We start from the raw sequence: 17,423 nt of genomic DNA, 5'->3' as shown, positions 1-17,423 counted from the left end.
ACGGTGGACGCCCCTTGGGAAGGAACCTTCCGCGGATCAGACCTGGTCGGCCTTCTCCAGCGCGGAGCAGCAGGTGTCGACGATCAGCCGCGTCACCACGTACGGGTCGACGTTGGCGTTCGGGCGGCGGTCCTCGATGTAGCCCTTGCCGTCCTTCTCGACCTGCCACGGGATACGGACCGAGGCACCGCGGTTGGAGACGCCGTAGGAGTACTCGTTCCACGGGGCGGTCTCGTGCAGACCGGTCAGGCGGTCGTCGATGCCGGCGCCGTAGTTCTTGACGTGGTCGAGCGGCTTGGAGCCCTCACCGAGGGACTCGCAGGCGGTGATGATCGCGTCGTAGCCCTCGCGCATCGCCTTGGTGGAGAAGTTGGTGTGCGCGCCGGCGCCGTTCCAGTCGCCCTTGACCGGCTTGGGGTCGAGGGTGGCGGAGACGCCGAAGTCCTCGGCGGTGCGGTAGAGCAGCCAGCGGGCCACCCACAGGTGGTCGGAGACCTCCAGCGGGGAGACCGGGCCGACCTGGAACTCCCACTGGCCGGGCATGACCTCGGCGTTGATGCCGGAGATGGCCAGACCCGCCTTCAGGCAGTTCTCCAGGTGGGCCTCGACGATCTCGCGGCCGAAGATCTCGTCGGCGCCGACACCGCAGTAGTAGCCGCCCTGGGGGGCCGGAAAGCCGCCCTCGGGGAAGCCCAGCGGACGGGAGCCGTCGAAGAAGGTGTACTCCTGCTCGATGCCGAAGATCGGCTCCTGCGCGGCGAACTTCTCCGCGACCTCTGTCAGCGCGGCGCGCGTGTTGGAGGAGTGCGGGGTCATGTCGATTTCCAGGACCTCGCACAGGACGAGGACGTCGTCGCCGCCGCGGATCGGGTCCGGGCAGGTGAAGACCGGCTTCAGCACACGGTCCGAGGAGTGCCCCTCGGCCTGGTTCGTGGAGGACCCGTCGAAGCCCCAGATCGGCAGCGCGTCCAGACCGGCGGGCGCGCCCGCTATGATCTTCGTCTTCGAACGCAGCTTGGCCGTCGGCTCGGTGCCGTCGATCCAGATGTACTCAGCCTTGAAGGTCACGGGCCACATCCTTCGGGGTGGGTCGGGCGCACTTGCGGGTGCAGTGGCGCTACGGCACTGGGGCGCCTCGGTGTTGCCCGGCAGCCTGTCAACAGGCGATTTCCCGATCATTGCTCGAATGTGAACCCGGTGTTACCTGGTGGTTCTGTGGCGCGACTCACGTTGTGGGAGCCGGGCGGGCGGGGTACGCAGCCCAATTCGGGCACCGTGCCCGTCCCTTCGCGGCGGCCGCCGGCCTTCCCTCCGTGAAAGCCGGCGGCCGAGCCTCGATCCGTGGTGCCGGTCAGCCGACCTTCTCGATCAGCGCACGGCGGATCAGGAACTTGCCGGGCTCCCGGACCTGTTCGAAGGCCGCGTTGTTGAGCAGCACGCAACTGCCCGAGACCGACGTGACCTTCACCGTCGTGGACTTGTTGTTGTCCAGGTTGGTGACCTTCAGCGTGGTTCCCGCCGGGAACTGGTTGCTGGAGGCGGCCGGCGTGCCGGCCTCGCCGGAGAGCGTGACGGTCGAGCCCTTGCAGACCTGCTGCCCGGAGGCGGCGGTGCCCCCGGTGTTGCCCGCGTTGCCGGCGGCCGCGCTCTTCGAGGGCGCTGCCGTGGCGGTCTGGCCGGTCTGGCCCGTCTGCGTACCGCTCGCCGCCTGGGAGCCCTGAGCCGACTCCCCAACGACGCAGCCGGACGCCTTCTGCTGGACCTTGATCTGCGCGATGACCGCCTCGCGGTTGGCGATCCGGGCCGACGACTGGGCGTCCGGGTTCGCCTTCTGGTCGGCGATGAACTTCTGGTTGTTGCCGAGGGCCGTGGCCAGCCCCGAGCAGACGGTCGAGTCCGCGGCCGACGACAGCGTCTTGGCGTTCTGCGGGCTCTGCGCGGCGTTCGAGGTGGACGCCAGGACGAAGGCCCCGCCGCCGGCCACGGCTGCGCCGCCGACCAGCAGTGCGATCGTCTTCTTGGCGCCGAGAGTTCTCCTACGCGACATGCGCGCCTCCTCAGAGGGGTGGGGGAACGTACGCCGGTAGGTACGAGATACCGAACGCTGTTACTCAGCGGTTACAGGAGTCACTGAAGTAACCTGCGTCACACTGGAGTTGGACGCTGTTCAGCTCTTGCTCCTGGCCAGCGCTTCCTGTACGGCCTCGTCGGTACGGGCGACGACCGCCGTGCCGTCGTCGGCGGTGATGATCGGCCGCTGGATGAGCCTGGGGTGCTCGGCGAGGGCCGTGATCCACCGGTCGCGCGCGCTCGCGTCCCGCGCCCACTCCTTCAGCCCCAGCTCCTTGGCGACCGCCTCCTGGGTGCGGGTGACGTCCCAGGGTTCGAGCCCGAGCCGTTCGAGTACGGCCCTGATCTCGTCCTCGGTCGGTACGTCCTCCAGGTAGCGGCGGACGGTGTAGTCGGCGCCCCCGGCGTCGAGCAGACCGATCGCGGTGCGGCACTTCGAGCAGGCGGGATTGATCCAGATCTCCATGCGCAGAACGGTACGCGGACCGCCGCCGAGGAGTGTTCTGTTCGAATTCAGGGGAGTGTCGTGGGAACCCCTCACGCACATCGCGCCCCACCTGAAAAACCCTTCTCCACCTGGCTGTTCGGCGCCCTTGCGGGCTGTCTCGTTGTCAGTCCCGGCCGGTACACTGGAAGCAGTGTTCGAGAGAGTCGCCGGGGAGTCCGGAGGCGCTCCGACCGCGACAGGAGGATGCCCGTGCCCGCTGCCGCACTGAAGCCGAAGCCGAAGTCCCTGCCGACCCAGTCCACCGCGAAGCGTGCGGTCCTGCTCGACTCGCCGTACGCGCCGGCGGAGAAGCGCCCGCTGCCGGCCGGGCGGCCACGAGAGTGGTATGTCACACACAACCGACGCCTGAAGGCCATGCGCCTCGCCATCGCCCTGCTCGACTCCGGCGTCTACCTGCCCAACCAGGCGCGCAACGAGACGATACGAAGCACGGCGGAGAGCGTCGGTATCCACCCGCCGTCGGACACGACGTGCCACATGGTGCGGGCGCTGATGCGTTACTCGCGGTGAGCCGGTGGTGCCGGGTGCCGTGTGTTTGCGGCGGCGCCCGGCGCCTGCCCGACTTGGGGCTGCCGCCCCCAGGCCCCCGTATCAGGGGTGCGGTCCCCGTGGTCCGGCTGCGGGCCGGTGGGGGCCGATCGCGCCCACGCGGCGGAGCCGCAGATCGGCACAGCCCCGCGCCCCTTACGGGGCGCTGCCCAGCCGTGTCCTGCATAGCTGCGGGCAGGCGTGCCGCAGGGCGGCACGGGTGGGCGCAGCGGCATCCTGCAAGCGCGGGTAAGCGTCCCCACCCCCGGCTCTCACCCGCTCAGCTCCCGTTCCACCGGCGTCCGGAACCGTGGCGTGACCTTGGCTGTGCCCACCCAGCCGCGCAGCCGCTCCGCCTCCCGCGCGATCGCCTGCTCGGCCTCTCTGCGGATGCCCGGATCGAGGATCCGCCAGACGATCTCACCGTCCCGGCGCTGCGCCCAGCCGCCCACCACCAGCCCGTTCCACCACACCGTCGGCCCCACGTTGCCGCTTCTGTCGAAGAGCAGCGGCCGGAGCTCCGGCGGCAGGTACCAGTCCCGCTGCTGCCATGCCATGGCCGTCGGGTCGAGAGCGGGGAGGAGGGCCGCCCAGGGACGGGACGGTCCGGTGACCGGCGGCAGATCCTCGGCCGTCACGTACCCCGTTACACCCTCGTCCAGGGCCACCGGCTGGGCTCCGATCGCGGCCAGCGCGCGGCGGACCTCCGTCACCCGCCACCCCGTCCACCACTTGAGGTCCGCTTCCGTGGCCGGGCCGCAGGCGTGCAGCCAGCGGTTCAGCAGGACGGCCTGGGCCGCTGCCGGGTCCAGCTCCGGATGGTCCGGCGCCGGTGCCCAGCGGAACTGGCTGGACGTCCAGGAGCCCAGCGGGCGGCCCCGCACCACCTTGCCCTCCACGCCCAGGACCCTCAGCAGGCGCGTGGAGACGGTGTGGACGCCCTCGTAGCTCTTGCCCGCGGCGTACGGGAACTGCTCGCGCAGGCGTGGCTCGGCGGCCGCCAGCTCCGTCGCCGTCGCCTGGCCGAGCCGGGCCAGCGCGGCCAGCGTCGCGGACTCGACCTCCGCGAGCCAGGCCGCGTCCGGGGCACCGGCCCGCGCCATGTCCTTCAGCAGGCCCGCGCGTTCGCGGGCCGCTACCGTCAGGCCCGTCGAGGCGTGCACGACCGCCGTGAGCTCCGCCGGGAAGGCGAACACCGTGTGCCGCATGCCATGCATCCGCACCAGGGTGCGGTCCTCGTACAGGGCCCGCTCCGTCTCCGGCACGGTCTTCGCCGCCTCGGCCAGCCGTGCCCCCACCGCCAGGTACACCGCCGCCGGATCCGAGCCGTGCAGCGCCACCAGCGCCTCGGCGACCTCCTCCGGCGTCGCCGCCCGCGCCTGGCCCGCCAGCCGGTGGCGCAGCGCCAGCCGGGCGCGCCGCTCCGCCACCCCGATGTGCCGCCGTCCGTCGCTCATGCCGACCTCCCCATGGACTCCTGACCGCATCCTGCCCGACGCCACTGACAATCACCTGTTCGCCGGGCTCGGCATGCGCCGGCCCCGGTATCTCCCTTTCACCTGGTGTCTTGTGAGGAGGCCCCGACGTTCACGCCGGGGAGGAATCGCAGCCTGTGACAGCGACGCGGAGCGTCGCCGTATCCGGCCAGTGGGTGCGGAGCGCCACCGCGCTCGCCCGGCGGAGCCGGGTGAAGGCGAACGGGTGTGCCTGCGTTCGCTGATGGGGGTGATCGTGGCGGGAGTTGGGTGTGGGTGTGCGAATCTCGCTCGTATGGTCGTGTGGGGGCAGGGCGGGTGACGGGAACGAGAGCGGGGGTGTCGGCGTGGCGGAAGCGGCGGGGACTGATGGCGTGGGCCATGCCCGGTTCACCTACCGGCTGCGCGCGTCGTCTGCCGTCCGCAGTGCCCTGCCGGCGGAGTGGGACCGGTGCCGGTGGACCTGGAACGAATGCGTCGCCAAGTCCAGGGCCGTACACCTGCACAACAAGGCCACCGGGCGGAAGGCCACGTGCGGCCCGGCGCAGCTCGACAGGATGCTGACCGAAGCCCGCGCTCGCACGCCGTGGCTGAGTGAGGGCTCGTCGGTTCCCCAGCAGCAGATCATCCGCGACTTCGGCCTGCCCTCCGTCGACCGCCCCGTCGCCGTCGCTGTACGGCCGTTCCGGGTGTTCCGGCCGTATTGGTTCAGCCGTGGTCCTTCAGCAGCATCGTCACGAACTCCCGCCGGTCGTCCGGGTGCTCGCTGAACCAGAGGCCCAGCCGGTGCTGTGCGTCCGGGAGTTCGAGGCGGGTGTACCGGGACCGGGTGCGCAGGGCGTCCTGGACGGCCGCCGTGACCTGTGGCGGGATCACCGCGTCCGTGCCCGGCACCGCGAGCACCGCACGGCCCGCGTACGAGCGCAGCGCCTCCAGGGCGGGTGAGGCACGCCAGGCGTCCGGGGTGCGGATGAGCTCGGTGAAGCGGCCGGTGCCGTCGCCGAAGGGGAGGTCCCAGGCCTTGGGGGTGTAGACCGCGGGGGAGCACAGGCCGATCGCCGAGGCGCGGTCGCCGTGGTGCCGTACGAGATCCGCGACCGTCTGGCCGCTCATGCTGAACCCCACCAGGATCAGCGGGCGGTCCGGCTCCACCTGGGCGTCGATCACCGCCGCAGCCTGTTCGAAGCGGCGGCGCAGGCTCAACTCCGCGCGGGCACCGGTGCTTTCGCCGTGGCCCGAGAAGTCGAAGGCCAGGGCGGGGCAGCCGTGGGCGGCGAACTCCGCCAGCAGCGGGCGCAGTCGCCGCTCGCTGCCGCTGCCGGCGCCGTGCAGCAGGACGGCGACCGGTCCGCCCGTACCGTCCGGACCGCCCGCGGCCCGGGTACGGACCCCGCTGAGCCGCTCGCCGTCGTACTCGTGGGTGAAGTCGGTGAGTTGAAGCATGCCGCACATTCACCCACGGGTCCGTCCCCGCGTGCACGCACGAAAACGGGATGCACGCCGAGTGACCGGCTCCCTACGCTGGAGAAGCGTTGCGGAGTGGTCCACCACCGCTTTCCGAAGGGCCGGCCGCGCCCCCGGGACTCGGGGCTACACTGCCGCGCACCGACGGACGGCCGCCCGTCCCCCGCGTGCCGTCGGATCCGTCGACCGCTCACACACCCACGCCACGGAGGCCCGTCATGGGCACCATCGTCCTATCCGGAACCGTCGTCCTGGTCATCCTCGGATTCGGCAACCACAACTGGTGGCTCGCCGCCGTCGCCCTGCTCTTCCTGTACGTCCAGTACGGGCGGGGTTCGTCGTCGGCCTCCTCGTCGGGCGGTTCGTCCGGCGGGGGAGGGGGCACGGCCAACGACTACAAGACGTACCGCGACCGCCGTGACCAGCAGGCCAAGTGGGAGCGCCGCTACCGCCGCGAGCGCCCCCTGGAGTCCCGGCGCCAGCAGAACGAGAAGGGGAAGTAGGGGGAGCAGGGGGAGCCGGCAGCAGGTGCCTCCGGCCGGTCAGAGGCCGGGGGCACCCCAGACCGGGAACCAGCGGCTGAGGTCCTGCTCGATCCGCAGGTCGTTCGCGAGCACCGCCTTCACCTGCAACTCCAGTGCGCTGTCCCGTCGTTCACCGGGTCCGGGCAGTGGGGCGAAAGGGTAGAACGTCCCCCGCTTGTAGAGATAGACGAGCGCGAGCCTGCGCCCGCGTTCGTCCTCGAACGCGGCCAGGGAACAGAGCAGCTGCGGGCCGAAGCCGTTGACCTCCATCGAGCTGTTCACCGCGTGCAGGTCGTTGACCAGCTGCGGAAGCTGGTCGGAGGGCCGCTGCGAGACCAGCCAGGAGTAGCCGTAGCCGTCCTGGTGGAGCTCCACCGGATCCCCGCCGCGGTCCGTGTCCGCGTCGAGGAGTGCCTGGACCTCCCGGTGGGTCTGCTCGAAGGCCGCGCCCTCCACGGTGGCGAAGCACACCGCGCCCCCGCCGGTGGGCGTGAACCCGGCCGCCGCCTCCAGCGTCACCGCCGCCGACGGCAGCGCGAACAACTGGTCGAGATCGGGCGCGACCGGCTTCGTACGGCCCAGCAGGATGTCCAGGAACCCCATGCTCACCCGGCCTTTCCGGGCGTCGCCGCCTCACCCAGCTCCGCCGAGATCCGCCCCAGCTGCTCAAGCCGCTGCTCCAGGGTCGGGTGGGTGGAGAAGATGCGCTCGATGCCGGGCTCCTTGCCGGTCGCCGGGGTGAAGTAGAACGCGTTGAAGGCCTGGGCGGTGCGCAGGTCCTTGGTCGGGATGCGGGCGATCTCACCGGAGACCTTGGTGAGCGCCGACGCCAGCGCGGAGGGCCGGCCGGTGAGGTGGGCGGCGGCCCGGTCGGCGGCCAGCTCCCGGTACCGGGACAGCGCCCTGATCAGCAGGAAACTGATCGCGTACACGGCCGCGGAGACCCCGATGACGGCGGCGAACACGGCGGCGGTGTTCTGGTCCCGTCGGCCGCCCCCGAAGATCTGGGAGTAGAACGCGAACCGCACGATCAGTCCCGCGATCACGCCCAGGAAGGACGCGACCGTGATCACGGCGACGTCCTTGTGCGCCACGTGCGACAGCTCGTGCGCGAGCACGCCCTCCAGCTCGGCGGGCTCCAGCCGCCGCAGCAGCCCCGTCGTCACGCACACCACCGCATGATCAGGATTCCGGCCGGTGGCGAACGCGTTCGGCATGTCCATCTGGGAGACGGCGACGACCGGCTTCGGCATGTCCGCGATGGCACACAGCCGGTCCACCACGGCATGCAGCTCGGGATACTCCTCGCGCTCCACGACCCGCCCGCGCATGGCGAACATCGCGATCCGGTCGGAGAACCAGAACTGCGCCACGAACATCGCGCCCACCAGGACGACGACCAGCAGCCACGACTTCAGCAACACGATCAGCGCGGCAACGAAGCCGACGTACAACAACCCGAGCAGGAACAGCGTGACCGTCATCCGCACGGTCAGCCGCCGGTCGCTCCGGAAGCGGCTCTGCATCTTGCACCACCCCGCAGTCAGGCACTCGTCCCGCTGTCCAGTGTGCACCTACGCAGTCCCATGGGGAGGTTCCGAACGGCCCTAGTAGCGGCAAAGGCTCAGCCCGGTACGCCGGCCTCCCGCTTGCGCCTGGTCAGGACCCACTCGCTGAACAGATGCCGTCCCCGGTCCAGCAGCGCCGCCACCTCCTCGGAGCCGAGCGGCACGTCCGGCGTCGGGTGCCACTGCTGGACGGACCGCTCGGCCCAGCCCCGCAGTTTCACGTCCGGGTCGTCGAGCAGGGCGACCGCGGCCCGCAACCGCACGACTCCGCCGCGCGCGTCCAGCAGCCGGAACGCGGAGACCCGCACATGCCGCGCCCGGCCGGCCGCCAGCCGGTCCATGAGCCACCCGGCGTCCAGCGCCCCGGCGGACGGCAGCAGGTTCACGGTCGCCTCCCGGACGACGCGCGGAGCCGGGTCGTCGAGCAGCTCCCGAAACCGTGGAACGTCCGTGACGTCGAGGATCCGCAACCCGGCCACCGCGGCCGCCCGCACGCCGGGGGAGGGGTGGGCGAGCAGCGGCGCCAGCAGTTCGGCGTCCGCCCGCTCGCCGCACTCGGCCAGCCCCATGACCGCGCCGGGCGGCAACGCCGGGTCGCAGGCGTCGGCGGCCCGGCGCCGGTACAAGGGCAGCGGATCGGTTCCGTACTGCCGTACCACGTACCGCGCGCAGGCGCGTACGACGCCGGACCGGTCGGCGAGGAAGTCCGCCGCCCGCTCCGGTCGCCCGGCCCGCCGCAGCGCCGTCACCCCGATCGACCGGACGCGTGGCCCGCGTGCGGCCAGCAGCGGTCCGAGCACGTCGTCGGCGGCTGCGCCCTCCGGTACGAGGGCCACCGCGGCCTCGGCGCAGAGGGTCTGGACGGCGGGGTCGGAGTCCCGGGCGGCGGCCCGTGCCAGCTCGGCGGCGGACAGCTTCCCTTCCGCCACGGCCAGGCGGTGGGCGAAGCGCCGGACGGTACGGTCGCCGTCGGCGCGCAGCCGCCCGAGCTGCTCGTGGGACGCTCCCCGCAGGACGTCGCCGAGCACCTCGACGCCGAAGGCGCCGCGCCCGCGCCGGCCGACGAGCAGGATCAGGGGCGCGAGCGAGACGGCGGCGTCCACCTCAAGGGCCTCGCGCAGCACTTGCCGGGCCCGCTCCCGCACCGGCGCGACCCAGTCCGCACAGCGGATGACGACCAGCGGCAGCAGCGCGGGAAACCGCGCCGCCGTCTCCAGCGCCGCCTCCCTGATCCGGCCGTCGCCATGACAGAGGGCCAGCGCGGCCCGCGACTCGGTGAGCGCGTTCCGGTGCCCGCCGTCGATCTCGGCACGGCTCGGCAGCGCGTCACGCAGCAGCCAGGACCGTGCACCGGCGTCCAGGGCGAGCCAGCCGCCCGGATCGGTGCTGTCGATCACGTCGCCAGGCGCGGCCCCCTCGGCCAGTCGCAGCGCCACGGCTTCGCCGTCCTCGAACTCCTCGCGCATCCCCGTACTCCGTTCCGCCTGCCGTTCGGGCGATGGTAGGCGGAACGGCGGACGCGGGTCGCGTCGATTACCCGAGGCCGACGCGTCGGATTCCTAGTAGGGCGACCGCGTCTGTATGTACCCCAGCAGCAGGATCACCGCCGCCACGCAGCCCAGCACCAGAGCCGTCGACAGCCAGGACGACCGCCGCGGTCCCACCGGTCCGGGGTCCGCCCGGAACGGTGTCGGGGCCGGTGGGTTCTCCTTCCAGCGGGCGGCGAGCATCCGTGCCCGCGCGGACGGCTCCTTGTGTTCCGCCTCGGCGGCCCACCTGAGGTCGAACTCGTGCTTCTCGTCGTCCTGTTGGGACATCCCGGCTCCCCCGTTTCGAACGCCAGTACCCAGGCACGATACGACGGCGCCCCCGCCCTGAGAAACAGGAACGGGGGCGACGACAGGCGGGGAGGCGTCTGTCACACGTCGAAGTACAGCTCGAACTCGTGCGGGTGCGGGCGCAGCTGCAGCGGGGCGATCTCGTTGGCGCGCTTGAAGTCGATCCACGTCTCGATCAGGTCGGGCGTGAAGACGTCACCGGCGAGCAGGAACTCGTGGTCGCGCTCCAGGGAGTCGAGGACGGCCGGGAGGGAGGTCGGGACCTGGGCGACGTTCGCGTGCTCCTCGGGAGCCAGCTCGTAGAGGTCCTTGTCGATCGGCTCGGCCGGCTCGATCTTGTTCTTGATGCCGTCCAGACCCGCGAGGAGCAGGGCCGAGAAGGCCAGGTACGGGTTGCCGGAGGAGTCGGGCGCGCGGAACTCGACGCGCTTGGCCTTCGGGTTCGAACCCGTGATCGGGATACGCATCGCGGCGGAGCGGTTGCGCTGCGAGTACACCAGGTTGATCGGCGCCTCGAAGCCCGGGACCAGGCGGTGGTACGAGTTCACCGTCGGGTTGGTGAAGGCGAGGAGGGAGGGGGCGTGCTTGAGGATGCCGCCGATGTAGTAGCGGGCGGTGTCCGACAGGCCCGCGTAACCGGCCTCGTCGTAGAAGAGCGGGGAGCCGCCCGCCCACAGGGACTGGTGGACGTGCATGCCCGAGCCGTTGTCGCCGAAGATCGGCTTCGGCATGAAGGTCGCGGTCTTGCCGTTGCGCCAGGCCACGTTCTTCACGATGTACTTGAAGAGCTGGAGGTCGTCGGCGGCGGCGAGCAGCGTGTTGAACTTGTAGTTGATCTCCGCCTGGCCGGCGGTGCCCACCTCGTGGTGCTGGCGCTCGACCTGGAGGCCGGACTTGGCCAGCTCCAGGGAGATCTCGGCGCGCAGGTCGGCGAAGTGGTCGACCGGCGGGACCGGGAAGTAGCCGCCCTTGTAGCGGACCTTGTAACCGCGGTTGTCCTCCAGAGCACCGGTGTTCCAGGCGCCGGCCTCGGAGTCGATGTGGTAGAAGGACTCGTTCGCGGAGGTCGCGAAACGGACGCTGTCGAAGACGTAGAACTCGGCCTCGGGGCCGAAGTACGCGGTGTCGGCGATACCGGTCGACGCCAGGTACGCCTCCGCCTTCTTCGCCACGTTGCGCGGGTCACGGGAGTACTGCTCGCCCGTGATCGGGTCGTGGATGAAGAAGTTGATGTTGAGCGTCTTGTCCCGGCGGAACGAGTCCACCCGGGCGGTCGACAGGTCCGCACGCAGCGCCATGTCGGACTCGTGGATCGCCTGGAAACCACGGATCGACGATCCGTCGAAGGCGAGCTCCTCGTCCGGGTCGAACGCCTCGACGGGCAGCGTGAAGTGCTGCATGACGCCCGGCAGGTCGCAGAAACGGACGTCGATGAACTTGACGTCCTCGTCCGCGATGAACTTCTTGGCCTCGTCGGCGTTCTGGAACATCCAGCTCCTCCTACTCCCGGCCGTTCCCGTGCCGGGGTGGTAGTTCGTTCGTGCGGCCAGTGCGGTGGCACACGTTGTCCACGACCCTAGGGACGGGTGATTTCTCGGGCGTGACCCATTTGTTTCGCTGAAGTTAACCGACCTCGGCTCCACGGTAGCCCCGGGACACCCCGCCGGACCCCGGGCGGATACCGGGGCAGTACCGTTGACGGGTGGACAACAGGCAAGCAATCGGATCGTGGCTCTCCGGGCCCCGTGCGGCCATGGAAGACGCCGGTGCGGAGTTCGGCTACCGGGGCGAGCAACTGGGTCTGCCGGAGGACGGGCCGGGCTCCATCGCCCGCCCGGGGCGGCGGCTCGGTGCGCTGGTCGTGGACTGGGCGCTGTGCGAGTTGATCGCATACGGCCTGATCACCAACGGCTACAACCCGGCGACGACCGGTAACTGGGCCCTGCTCGTCTTCTTCGTCCTGGGAGTCCTCACTGTGGGCACGCTCGGGTTCACGCCGGGTAAGCGGCTGTTCCGGCTGCGGGTGGTGGGCGTCGACACGGGCCGCGTGCAGCCGCTGCGCGCACTGGCCCGCACGGTGCTGCTGTGCCTCGCGATCCCGGCACTGGTGTGGGACCGGGACGGCAGGGGGCTGCACGACCGGCTGGCGAAGACCGTAGAGGTCCGTATGTAGGTGGGGGCTGGAAGACATAGCTGCGGGCAGGCGTGCCCCAGGGCGGCACGGGTGGGCGCTGGGGGTCCCCCTCCGGGGGAGGCACCCTGCCGACGCCGGTAAGCGTCCCCACCCCCGCCCAGCCCCCACCCCGGCTCACCTCCTCCGCAGCACCCGCGCCAGCAGTTCCCGCAGCTCTCCCTCCGGGTCGGGTACGGCGCCCTCCGAGCGCCAGGCCACGAACCCGTCCGGCCGGACCAGTACCGCCCCGTCCGCCGTCGTACCGTGCGCCGCCGCCCAGTCGGCGCCCTCCGCGTCGTACACGAGGTCGGCCGCTGATCCCGCCGCCCCGATCCGGTACGTGTCCAGCCGCAGCCGCTCCGTGTCCGCGATCCGCCGGGCGGCCGCGTGCCACGCCGCACCCCCGGCCGACTCCGCGTCGCTCAGCAGGACCAGGGACCGCTCGTACAGGTCGAGCGTCGAGATCCGTTCGCCCGCGCGGCGCAGCCACAGGTGCGGGGCCCGGCTGCCCGGCTGCCCGGTCAGGTTCATCCCGTCGGGTACGACCGGCCGGCCGGGGTCGGCCCCGAGGACCGCGCCCTTCGGGTACCGGTAGCCGAGGACGATGTTGAGGATGCCGCCGCGCTTGCCGGCGCCGATACCGGGGGCCGGCGCGAAGCCCGGGTGGCTGTGCTCGACGGAGCGGGCGGAGGCGCGGGCGCTGGTGGCGAGGGCGACCGGGCGGCGCTCGGCGTCGTAGGAGTCGAGGAGCCCGGGGCCGGCCCAGCCGTCGAGGACCGCCGCCAGCTTCCAGGCCAGGTTGTGGGCGTCCTGGATGCCGGTGTTGGAGCCGAAGGCCCCGGTCGGGGACATCTCGTGCGCGGAGTCGCCGGCCAGGAAGACCCGCCCGGACGAGTACCGTTCGGCCACCCGTTCGGCCGCCCGCCAGGAGGCCCGGCCGGTGATCTCCACGTCGAGGCCGGGGACGCCGACGGCCCGGCGGATGTGCCGGGTGAGCCGCTCCTCGGTGAACTCGTCGAGGGTTTCGCCGCGTTCGGGGTGCCACGGAGCGTGGAAGACCCAGCGCTCCTTGTTGTCGACGGGGAGGAGCGCGCCGTCGGCCTCCGGGTCGGTGAGGTAGCAGCAGATGAAGCGGCGGTCCCCGACGGTGCTCGCGAGCAGCTTGGAACGGAAGGTGATGCTGACGTTCGCGAACAGGTCGCCGGGGCCCGTCTGGCCGATGCCGAGCCGGCCGCGGACCGGGGAGCGCGGGCCGTCGGCCGCGACCAGGTAGTCCGCGCGGACGGTGTACATCCGGTCGGAGTCACGGTCGTGGACGTACGCCGTCACTCCTTCGGGGTCCTGTTCGAAGGACTCCATCTCGTGGAAGTAGCGCAGCTCCCCGGTGAGGGATTCGGCCGCCTGGCGGAGCACGGGTTCGAGGTCGTTCTGGCTGCACAGGCACCAACCCGTGGGGCTGAACCTCGCGAGTCCGCCGCCGGGGTCGATCTCCTTGAACAGCCATTCGCCGGCGTCGCCGACCAGCGTCGGGGTCTGCAGGATGCCGTGGTTGTCGGCGAGCAGGGAGGCCGCGGCCTTGATGTCCGGCTCGATGCCCGCTCTCCGGAACAGCTCCATCGTCCGCACGTTGTTGCCCCGGCCGCGTGGGTGGATCGAGGTCCCGGAGTGTCTCTCGACGAGCATGTGGCGTACGCCCAGTCGGCCCAGGAAGAGGGACATGGACAGCCCCACGAGGGAGCCGCCCACCACGAGGACGGGGACCTGGTGATCGGTTTTCCGGTGCATCGGGCACTCCAGAGGCGGGTGTTGGTGCGTCAGGTGCGGTTGGAACTTCCATGCCCTTCCGGGCCCCTTCGGGAGGGGTTCCGCGGGCTCAATCACCCACCTGGTTCACGCGAGTCGCGCGCTTCGGAGGACCGGCACAGGATCAAGAAGCGCTGACGCCGCGTCATCGGCGAAGGCGCAGGCCGCTGCCCCCGCGAAGGAGATGTGCGAAGCATGACGACGATCTCGGAAAAGGTTTCGGAAAAGCCGACCCGAAAGACCCGCCCGGTGTCGACACGGGTCTCCCAGTCCGTCTTCGACGGTTCCCGGCTCCGGGTCGTCCTGCTGGTGGACGTCTACGACGGCGCGCAGCAGCAGTTCCTGGAGGCCTACGAGCAGCTGTGCAGCCAGGTCGCCCAGGTGCCCGGCCACGTCAGCGACCAGCTCTGCCAGTCGATCGAGAACCCCTCGCAGTGGCTGATCACCAGCGAGTGGGAGAGCGCCCCGCCGTTCCTCGCCTGGGTGAACAGCGAGGAGCACGTGGAGATGGTGAAGCCGCTGCACAACTGCGTCCGCGACACCCGTTCGCTCCGCTTCCACGTCGTACGGGAGACCGGCGGACCGTCGGCCGACGCCGTACGCGTCCTGCAGGCCAACCCGCGGATGGGCGACGGCGTGATCCGCCACGCGCTCACCTTCACGGTCCGGCCGGGCAGCGAGGCCAAGGTCGCGAAGATCCTCGCGGACTACGCCTCGCCCCAGGCGAAGGTCGACGACTCCACCCGGCTCTGCCGCACCTCCCTGTTCATGCACGGCAACCGGGTGGTGCGGGCCATCGAGGTGCGCGGCGAGCTGATGGCCGCCCTGCGCCACGTCGCCCGGCAGCCCGAGGTGCGGGCCGTCGAGGAGGCCATCAACCCCTACCTGGAGCAGGAGCGCGACCTCGACGACCAGGAGTCCGCACGGGTGTTCTTCACCCGGGCGGCACTGCCGGCCGTGCACCACGTCGGCACCGAGGAGTCGGCCGAGGGCGAGCGGTACGCGCTGTACTACCCGGCCCGCCCGGGCTGCGGGATGCGGCTCGCGGAGCTGCTCGCCCAGCAGGACGAGGCCGCGGCCGAGGACCCCGCGAGCCCGGTGCTGCACAGCACGGTCTTCCAGCGCGACGACGTCGTCGTCCGCCTGGTCGAGCAGCGGCCCGGCACACCCCTGGACGTCACCCCGGCCCACGCGCTGACCGCCCTGCTGGACGGCGACGCGGTGCGGATGCAGCTCATCACCGACCGCCGCTCGCCGGACGCCTGACCCCTCACCGCCGCAACACCCCCACGGAGGAACGCAGAATGCAGCCCATTCCGAAGATCGTCGACCTCAGCGAGATCGAGCCCAACACCAGGCGCGGCGGCGATCTGCGCGCCATGCTCACCCCGGCCACGGTGGGTTCCACCAGCGGTTTCCTGGGTGTGGCCATCGTGCAGCCGGGCGACCGCATCGCCGAGCACTACCACCCGTACTCCGAGGAGTTCGTGTACGTCGTCTGCGGCGACATCGAGGTCGACCTGGACGGCGAACCGCACCCGCTGCGGCCCGAGCAGGGACTGATGATCCCCATCAACATGAAGCACCGGTTCCGCAACGTGGGCAACGTCGAGGCCCGGATCGTCTTCCACCTCGGCCCGCTGGCGCCGCGCCCGAGCCTGGGCCACGTCGACACCGAGGAGACGGAAGCCTTCGCCATGGGGCAGGTCCGGTCGTGACCCGGCGCGTGGCGGTTACGGGCATAGGCATCGTGGCTCCGGGGGGTGTGGGCGTACCGGCGTTCTGGGATCTGCTCGCCTCGGGCCGGACCGCGACGCGCGGCATCACCTTCTTCGACCCCTCGGGCCTCAGGTCGCGGATCGCCGCCGAGTGCGACTTCGACCCGGCGGCGCACGGCCTGGACGCCGAGGAGATCGAACGGGCCGACCGTTACATACAGTTCGCCCTGGTCGCCGGTGACGAGGCGGTCCGGGACTCCGGGATCGATCTCGGCCGGGAGGACCCCTGGCGGATCGGGGTCTCCCTGGGGACGGCCGTGGGTGGCACCACCCGTCTGGAGCACGACTACGTCCTGGTGAGCGGCGCGGGTCAGCGCTGGGACGTGGACCACCGGCAGGCGCAGCCCCAGCTGCACCGGGCGTTCTCCCCGAGCACCCTGGCCTCCGCGGTGGCGGAACGATTCGGCGCCCAGGGTCCGGTCCAGACCGTCTCCACCGGCTGCACCTCGGGCCTGGACGCCGTCGGCTACGCCTTCCACACCGTCCAGGAGGGCCGCGCCGACATCTGCATCGCCGGCGCCTCGGACTCCCCGATCTCACCGATCACCATGGCCTGCTTCGACGCCATCAAGGCCACCTCCCCGAACAACGACGACCCCGAGCACGCCTCCCGGCCCTTCGACAACCGCCGCGACGGGTTCGTCATGGGCGAGGGCGGCGCGGTACTCGTCCTGGAGGAGCTGGAGCACGCCAAAGCCCGCGGCGCGCACATCTACTGCCAGCTCGACGGCTACGCCACCTTCGGCAACGCCTACCACATGACCGGTCTGACCAGCGAGGGCCTGGAGATGGCCCGCGCCATCGAGACCGCTCTGGACCACGCCCGCCTCGACCCCACCGCCATCGACTACGTCAACGCGCACGGCTCCGGCACCCGGCAGAACGACCGCCACGAGACCGCCGCCGTGAAGAAGGCGCTCGGGCAGCACGCGTACGGCACGCCCATGAGCTCCATCAAGTCCATGGTGGGCCACTCGCTCGGCGCCATCGGCGCGATCGAGGTCGTCGCCTGTGTGCTCGCCCTGGCCCACCAGGTCGTCCCGCCCACCGCGAACTACGAGACCCCCGACCCCGAGTGCGACCTCGACTACGTGCCGAAGGTCGCCCGCGAACGGCGCCTCGGCGGCGTCCTGTCCGTGGGCAGCGGGTTCGGCGGCTTCCAGTCCGCGGTGATCCTGACCCGGCAGAGAGGACGGACACCATGAGCGAACCCCCTGCCCGGCGGGCGGCCGTCACCGGCATCGGTGTCGTCGCGCCCAACGGAACCAGCACCGAGACCTTCTGGAAATCCGTCCAGGAGGGACGCAACGTCCTCGACAAGGTGACCCGCGAGGGCTGCGAGCACCTGCCCATGAAGGTGGCCGGAGAAGTCCGCGACTTCGACCCGGCGGCCGCCGTCGAGGAACGCCTCATCGTCCAGACCGACCGCTTCACGCACTTCGCGATGGCCGCGGCCGACCTGGCACTCGAGGACGCCCGGCTCGGCCGCGCCGACACCGACGAATCGCCGTTCGACATCGGCGTGGTCACCGCGGCCGGCTCCGGCGGTGGCGAGTTCGGCCAGCGCGAGCTCCAGCAACTCTGGGGCAAGGGCAGCCGGTTCGTCGGCCCCTACCAGTCCATCGCCTGGTTCTACGCGGCCAGCACCGGCCAGATCTCCATCCGGCGCGGCTTCAAGGGACCCTGCTCGGTGG

At 71.3% G+C, this 17,423-nt stretch carries 18 protein-coding genes and 1 pseudogene; 8 read left to right on the top strand and 11 right to left on the bottom strand.

Annotated features, from left to right (window positions below):
• Positions 1-36 precede the first annotated feature (36 nt).
• The 3 genes from glnII to ACFWPS_RS06065 all read right to left on the bottom strand — a co-directional run bounded on the left by glnII (position 37) and on the right by ACFWPS_RS06065 (position 2,536).
• On the bottom strand, positions 37-1,068 hold the full coding sequence (gene glnII, locus ACFWPS_RS06075) for a glutamine synthetase (RefSeq protein WP_383701533.1): 1,032 nt from the start codon (positions 1,066-1,068) through the stop codon (positions 37-39).
• Between the two features lie 283 nt (positions 1,069-1,351).
• Positions 1,352-2,047 (bottom strand): hypothetical protein, encoded by a 696-nt coding sequence (locus ACFWPS_RS06070; RefSeq protein ID WP_383701531.1) that lies wholly within the window; start codon positions 2,045-2,047, stop codon positions 1,352-1,354.
• A 120-nt stretch (positions 2,048-2,167) separates the two neighbouring features.
• Entirely contained in the window at positions 2,168-2,536 is a 369-nt protein-coding gene (locus tag ACFWPS_RS06065) for an arsenate reductase family protein (RefSeq protein WP_383701529.1), read from the bottom strand.
• Positions 2,537-2,767: 231 nt separating this feature from the next.
• Here ACFWPS_RS06065 and ACFWPS_RS06060 point away from each other — a divergent pair, with 231 nt between their 5' ends.
• Positions 2,768-3,088 carry a hypothetical protein gene (locus ACFWPS_RS06060; protein WP_383701527.1) on the top strand — a complete coding sequence of 107 codons (321 nt, stop codon included), beginning with the start codon at positions 2,768-2,770 and terminating at the stop codon, positions 3,086-3,088.
• A gap of 290 nt (positions 3,089-3,378) precedes the next feature.
• Here the strand turns inward: ACFWPS_RS06060 and ACFWPS_RS06055 are convergent, their stop codons facing one another.
• Entirely contained in the window at positions 3,379-4,563 is a 1,185-nt protein-coding gene (locus tag ACFWPS_RS06055) for a winged helix DNA-binding domain-containing protein (RefSeq protein ID WP_383701525.1), read from the bottom strand.
• Positions 4,564-4,928: 365 nt separating this feature from the next.
• Between ACFWPS_RS06055 and ACFWPS_RS06050 the strand changes: the two are divergent.
• A pseudogene (locus ACFWPS_RS06050) lies at positions 4,929-5,222 on the top strand (RNA-guided endonuclease TnpB family protein); the annotation flags it as partial.
• A 67-nt stretch (positions 5,223-5,289) separates the two neighbouring features.
• On the opposite strand, the gene ACFWPS_RS06045 reads toward ACFWPS_RS06050, so the two are convergent.
• Entirely contained in the window at positions 5,290-6,024 is a 735-nt protein-coding gene (locus ACFWPS_RS06045) for an alpha/beta hydrolase (RefSeq protein ID WP_383701523.1), read from the bottom strand.
• Positions 6,025-6,263: 239 nt separating this feature from the next.
• Here ACFWPS_RS06045 and ACFWPS_RS06040 point away from each other — a divergent pair, with 239 nt between their 5' ends.
• On the top strand, positions 6,264-6,548 hold the full coding sequence (locus ACFWPS_RS06040; protein WP_383701521.1) for a hypothetical protein: 285 nt from the start codon (positions 6,264-6,266) through the stop codon (positions 6,546-6,548).
• A gap of 39 nt (positions 6,549-6,587) precedes the next feature.
• Here the strand turns inward: ACFWPS_RS06040 and ACFWPS_RS06035 are convergent, their stop codons facing one another.
• The 5 genes from ACFWPS_RS06035 to glnA all read right to left on the bottom strand — a co-directional run bounded on the left by ACFWPS_RS06035 (position 6,588) and on the right by glnA (position 11,465).
• Complete coding sequence (locus tag ACFWPS_RS06035; RefSeq protein WP_383701870.1) at positions 6,588-7,172, bottom strand: hypothetical protein; 585 nt, start codon at positions 7,170-7,172, stop codon at positions 6,588-6,590.
• 2 nt (positions 7,173-7,174) lie between these two features.
• The gene (gene htpX / locus ACFWPS_RS06030) at positions 7,175-8,095 is read right to left on the bottom strand and encodes a zinc metalloprotease HtpX (RefSeq protein ID WP_383701519.1); all 921 of its coding nucleotides are present in this window, start codon (positions 8,093-8,095) and stop codon (positions 7,175-7,177) included.
• A gap of 98 nt (positions 8,096-8,193) precedes the next feature.
• Positions 8,194-9,603 (bottom strand): HEAT repeat domain-containing protein, encoded by a 1,410-nt coding sequence (locus tag ACFWPS_RS06025; protein WP_383701517.1) that lies wholly within the window; start codon positions 9,601-9,603, stop codon positions 8,194-8,196.
• Between the two features lie 93 nt (positions 9,604-9,696).
• A complete protein-coding gene (locus ACFWPS_RS06020; protein WP_383701514.1) occupies positions 9,697-9,954 on the bottom strand; it encodes a hypothetical protein in 258 nt (85 codons plus the stop codon).
• Positions 9,955-10,055: 101 nt separating this feature from the next.
• A complete protein-coding gene (gene glnA, locus ACFWPS_RS06015) occupies positions 10,056-11,465 on the bottom strand; it encodes a type I glutamate--ammonia ligase (RefSeq protein WP_383701512.1) in 1,410 nt (469 codons plus the stop codon).
• 212 nt (positions 11,466-11,677) lie between these two features.
• Here glnA and ACFWPS_RS06010 point away from each other — a divergent pair, with 212 nt between their 5' ends.
• Complete coding sequence (locus ACFWPS_RS06010; protein ID WP_383701510.1) at positions 11,678-12,148, top strand: RDD family protein; 471 nt, start codon at positions 11,678-11,680, stop codon at positions 12,146-12,148.
• Between the two features lie 135 nt (positions 12,149-12,283).
• Here the strand turns inward: ACFWPS_RS06010 and ACFWPS_RS06005 are convergent, their stop codons facing one another.
• Complete coding sequence (locus ACFWPS_RS06005; RefSeq protein ID WP_383701508.1) at positions 12,284-13,933, bottom strand: FAD-dependent monooxygenase; 1,650 nt, start codon at positions 13,931-13,933, stop codon at positions 12,284-12,286.
• A gap of 213 nt (positions 13,934-14,146) precedes the next feature.
• Here ACFWPS_RS06005 and ACFWPS_RS06000 point away from each other — a divergent pair, with 213 nt between their 5' ends.
• The 4 genes from ACFWPS_RS06000 to ACFWPS_RS05985 all read left to right on the top strand — a co-directional run.
• Complete coding sequence (locus ACFWPS_RS06000) at positions 14,147-15,217, top strand: SchA/CurD-like domain-containing protein (protein ID WP_383701506.1); 1,071 nt, start codon at positions 14,147-14,149, stop codon at positions 15,215-15,217.
• A gap of 38 nt (positions 15,218-15,255) precedes the next feature.
• Positions 15,256-15,669 carry a cupin domain-containing protein gene (locus ACFWPS_RS05995; RefSeq protein ID WP_383701504.1) on the top strand — a complete coding sequence of 138 codons (414 nt, stop codon included), beginning with the start codon at positions 15,256-15,258 and terminating at the stop codon, positions 15,667-15,669.
• Entirely contained in the window at positions 15,666-16,934 is a 1,269-nt protein-coding gene (locus tag ACFWPS_RS05990) for a beta-ketoacyl-[acyl-carrier-protein] synthase family protein (protein WP_383701502.1), read from the top strand. Before ACFWPS_RS05995 ends, ACFWPS_RS05990 begins: the two co-directional genes overlap by 4 nt.
• Positions 16,931-17,423: beta-ketoacyl synthase N-terminal-like domain-containing protein (locus ACFWPS_RS05985; protein ID WP_383701500.1), on the top strand; the 493-nt coding region annotated here is incomplete at its 3' end. The genes ACFWPS_RS05990 and ACFWPS_RS05985, both read left to right, overlap by 4 nt.

The organism is Streptomyces sp. NPDC058457, from assembly GCF_042720695.1.
In the GTDB taxonomy this organism is placed as follows: domain Bacteria; phylum Actinomycetota; class Actinomycetes; order Streptomycetales; family Streptomycetaceae; genus Streptomyces.
Note: the sequence above shows the minus strand (reverse complement) of the source record. Positions and strands in the feature narration are given on the sequence as shown.

Bases quoted from the DNA above. Each gene is read 5' to 3' on its own strand.
- htpX (WP_383701519.1), bottom strand. From the start codon at position 8,095: ATGCAGAGCCGCTTCCGGAGCGACCGGCGGCTGACCGTGCGGATGACG.
- ACFWPS_RS06070 (WP_383701531.1), bottom strand. From the start codon at position 2,047: ATGTCGCGTAGGAGAACTCTCGGCGCCAAGAAGACGATCGCACTGCTG.
- ACFWPS_RS06055 (WP_383701525.1), bottom strand. From the start codon at position 4,563: ATGAGCGACGGACGGCGGCACATCGGGGTGGCGGAGCGGCGCGCCCGG.
- ACFWPS_RS06035 (WP_383701870.1), bottom strand. From the start codon at position 7,172: ATGGGGTTCCTGGACATCCTGCTGGGCCGTACGAAGCCGGTCGCGCCC.
- ACFWPS_RS05995 (WP_383701504.1), top strand. From the start codon at position 15,256: ATGCAGCCCATTCCGAAGATCGTCGACCTCAGCGAGATCGAGCCCAAC.
- ACFWPS_RS06040 (WP_383701521.1), top strand. From the start codon at position 6,264: ATGGGCACCATCGTCCTATCCGGAACCGTCGTCCTGGTCATCCTCGGA.
- ACFWPS_RS06025 (WP_383701517.1), bottom strand. From the start codon at position 9,603: ATGCGCGAGGAGTTCGAGGACGGCGAAGCCGTGGCGCTGCGACTGGCC.
- ACFWPS_RS06000 (WP_383701506.1), top strand. From the start codon at position 14,147: ATGACGACGATCTCGGAAAAGGTTTCGGAAAAGCCGACCCGAAAGACC.
- ACFWPS_RS06065 (WP_383701529.1), bottom strand. From the start codon at position 2,536: ATGGAGATCTGGATCAATCCCGCCTGCTCGAAGTGCCGCACCGCGATC.
- ACFWPS_RS06020 (WP_383701514.1), bottom strand. From the start codon at position 9,954: ATGTCCCAACAGGACGACGAGAAGCACGAGTTCGACCTCAGGTGGGCC.
- ACFWPS_RS06045 (WP_383701523.1), bottom strand. From the start codon at position 6,024: ATGCTTCAACTCACCGACTTCACCCACGAGTACGACGGCGAGCGGCTC.
- glnA (WP_383701512.1), bottom strand. From the start codon at position 11,465: ATGTTCCAGAACGCCGACGAGGCCAAGAAGTTCATCGCGGACGAGGAC.
- ACFWPS_RS06005 (WP_383701508.1), bottom strand. From the start codon at position 13,933: ATGCACCGGAAAACCGATCACCAGGTCCCCGTCCTCGTGGTGGGCGGC.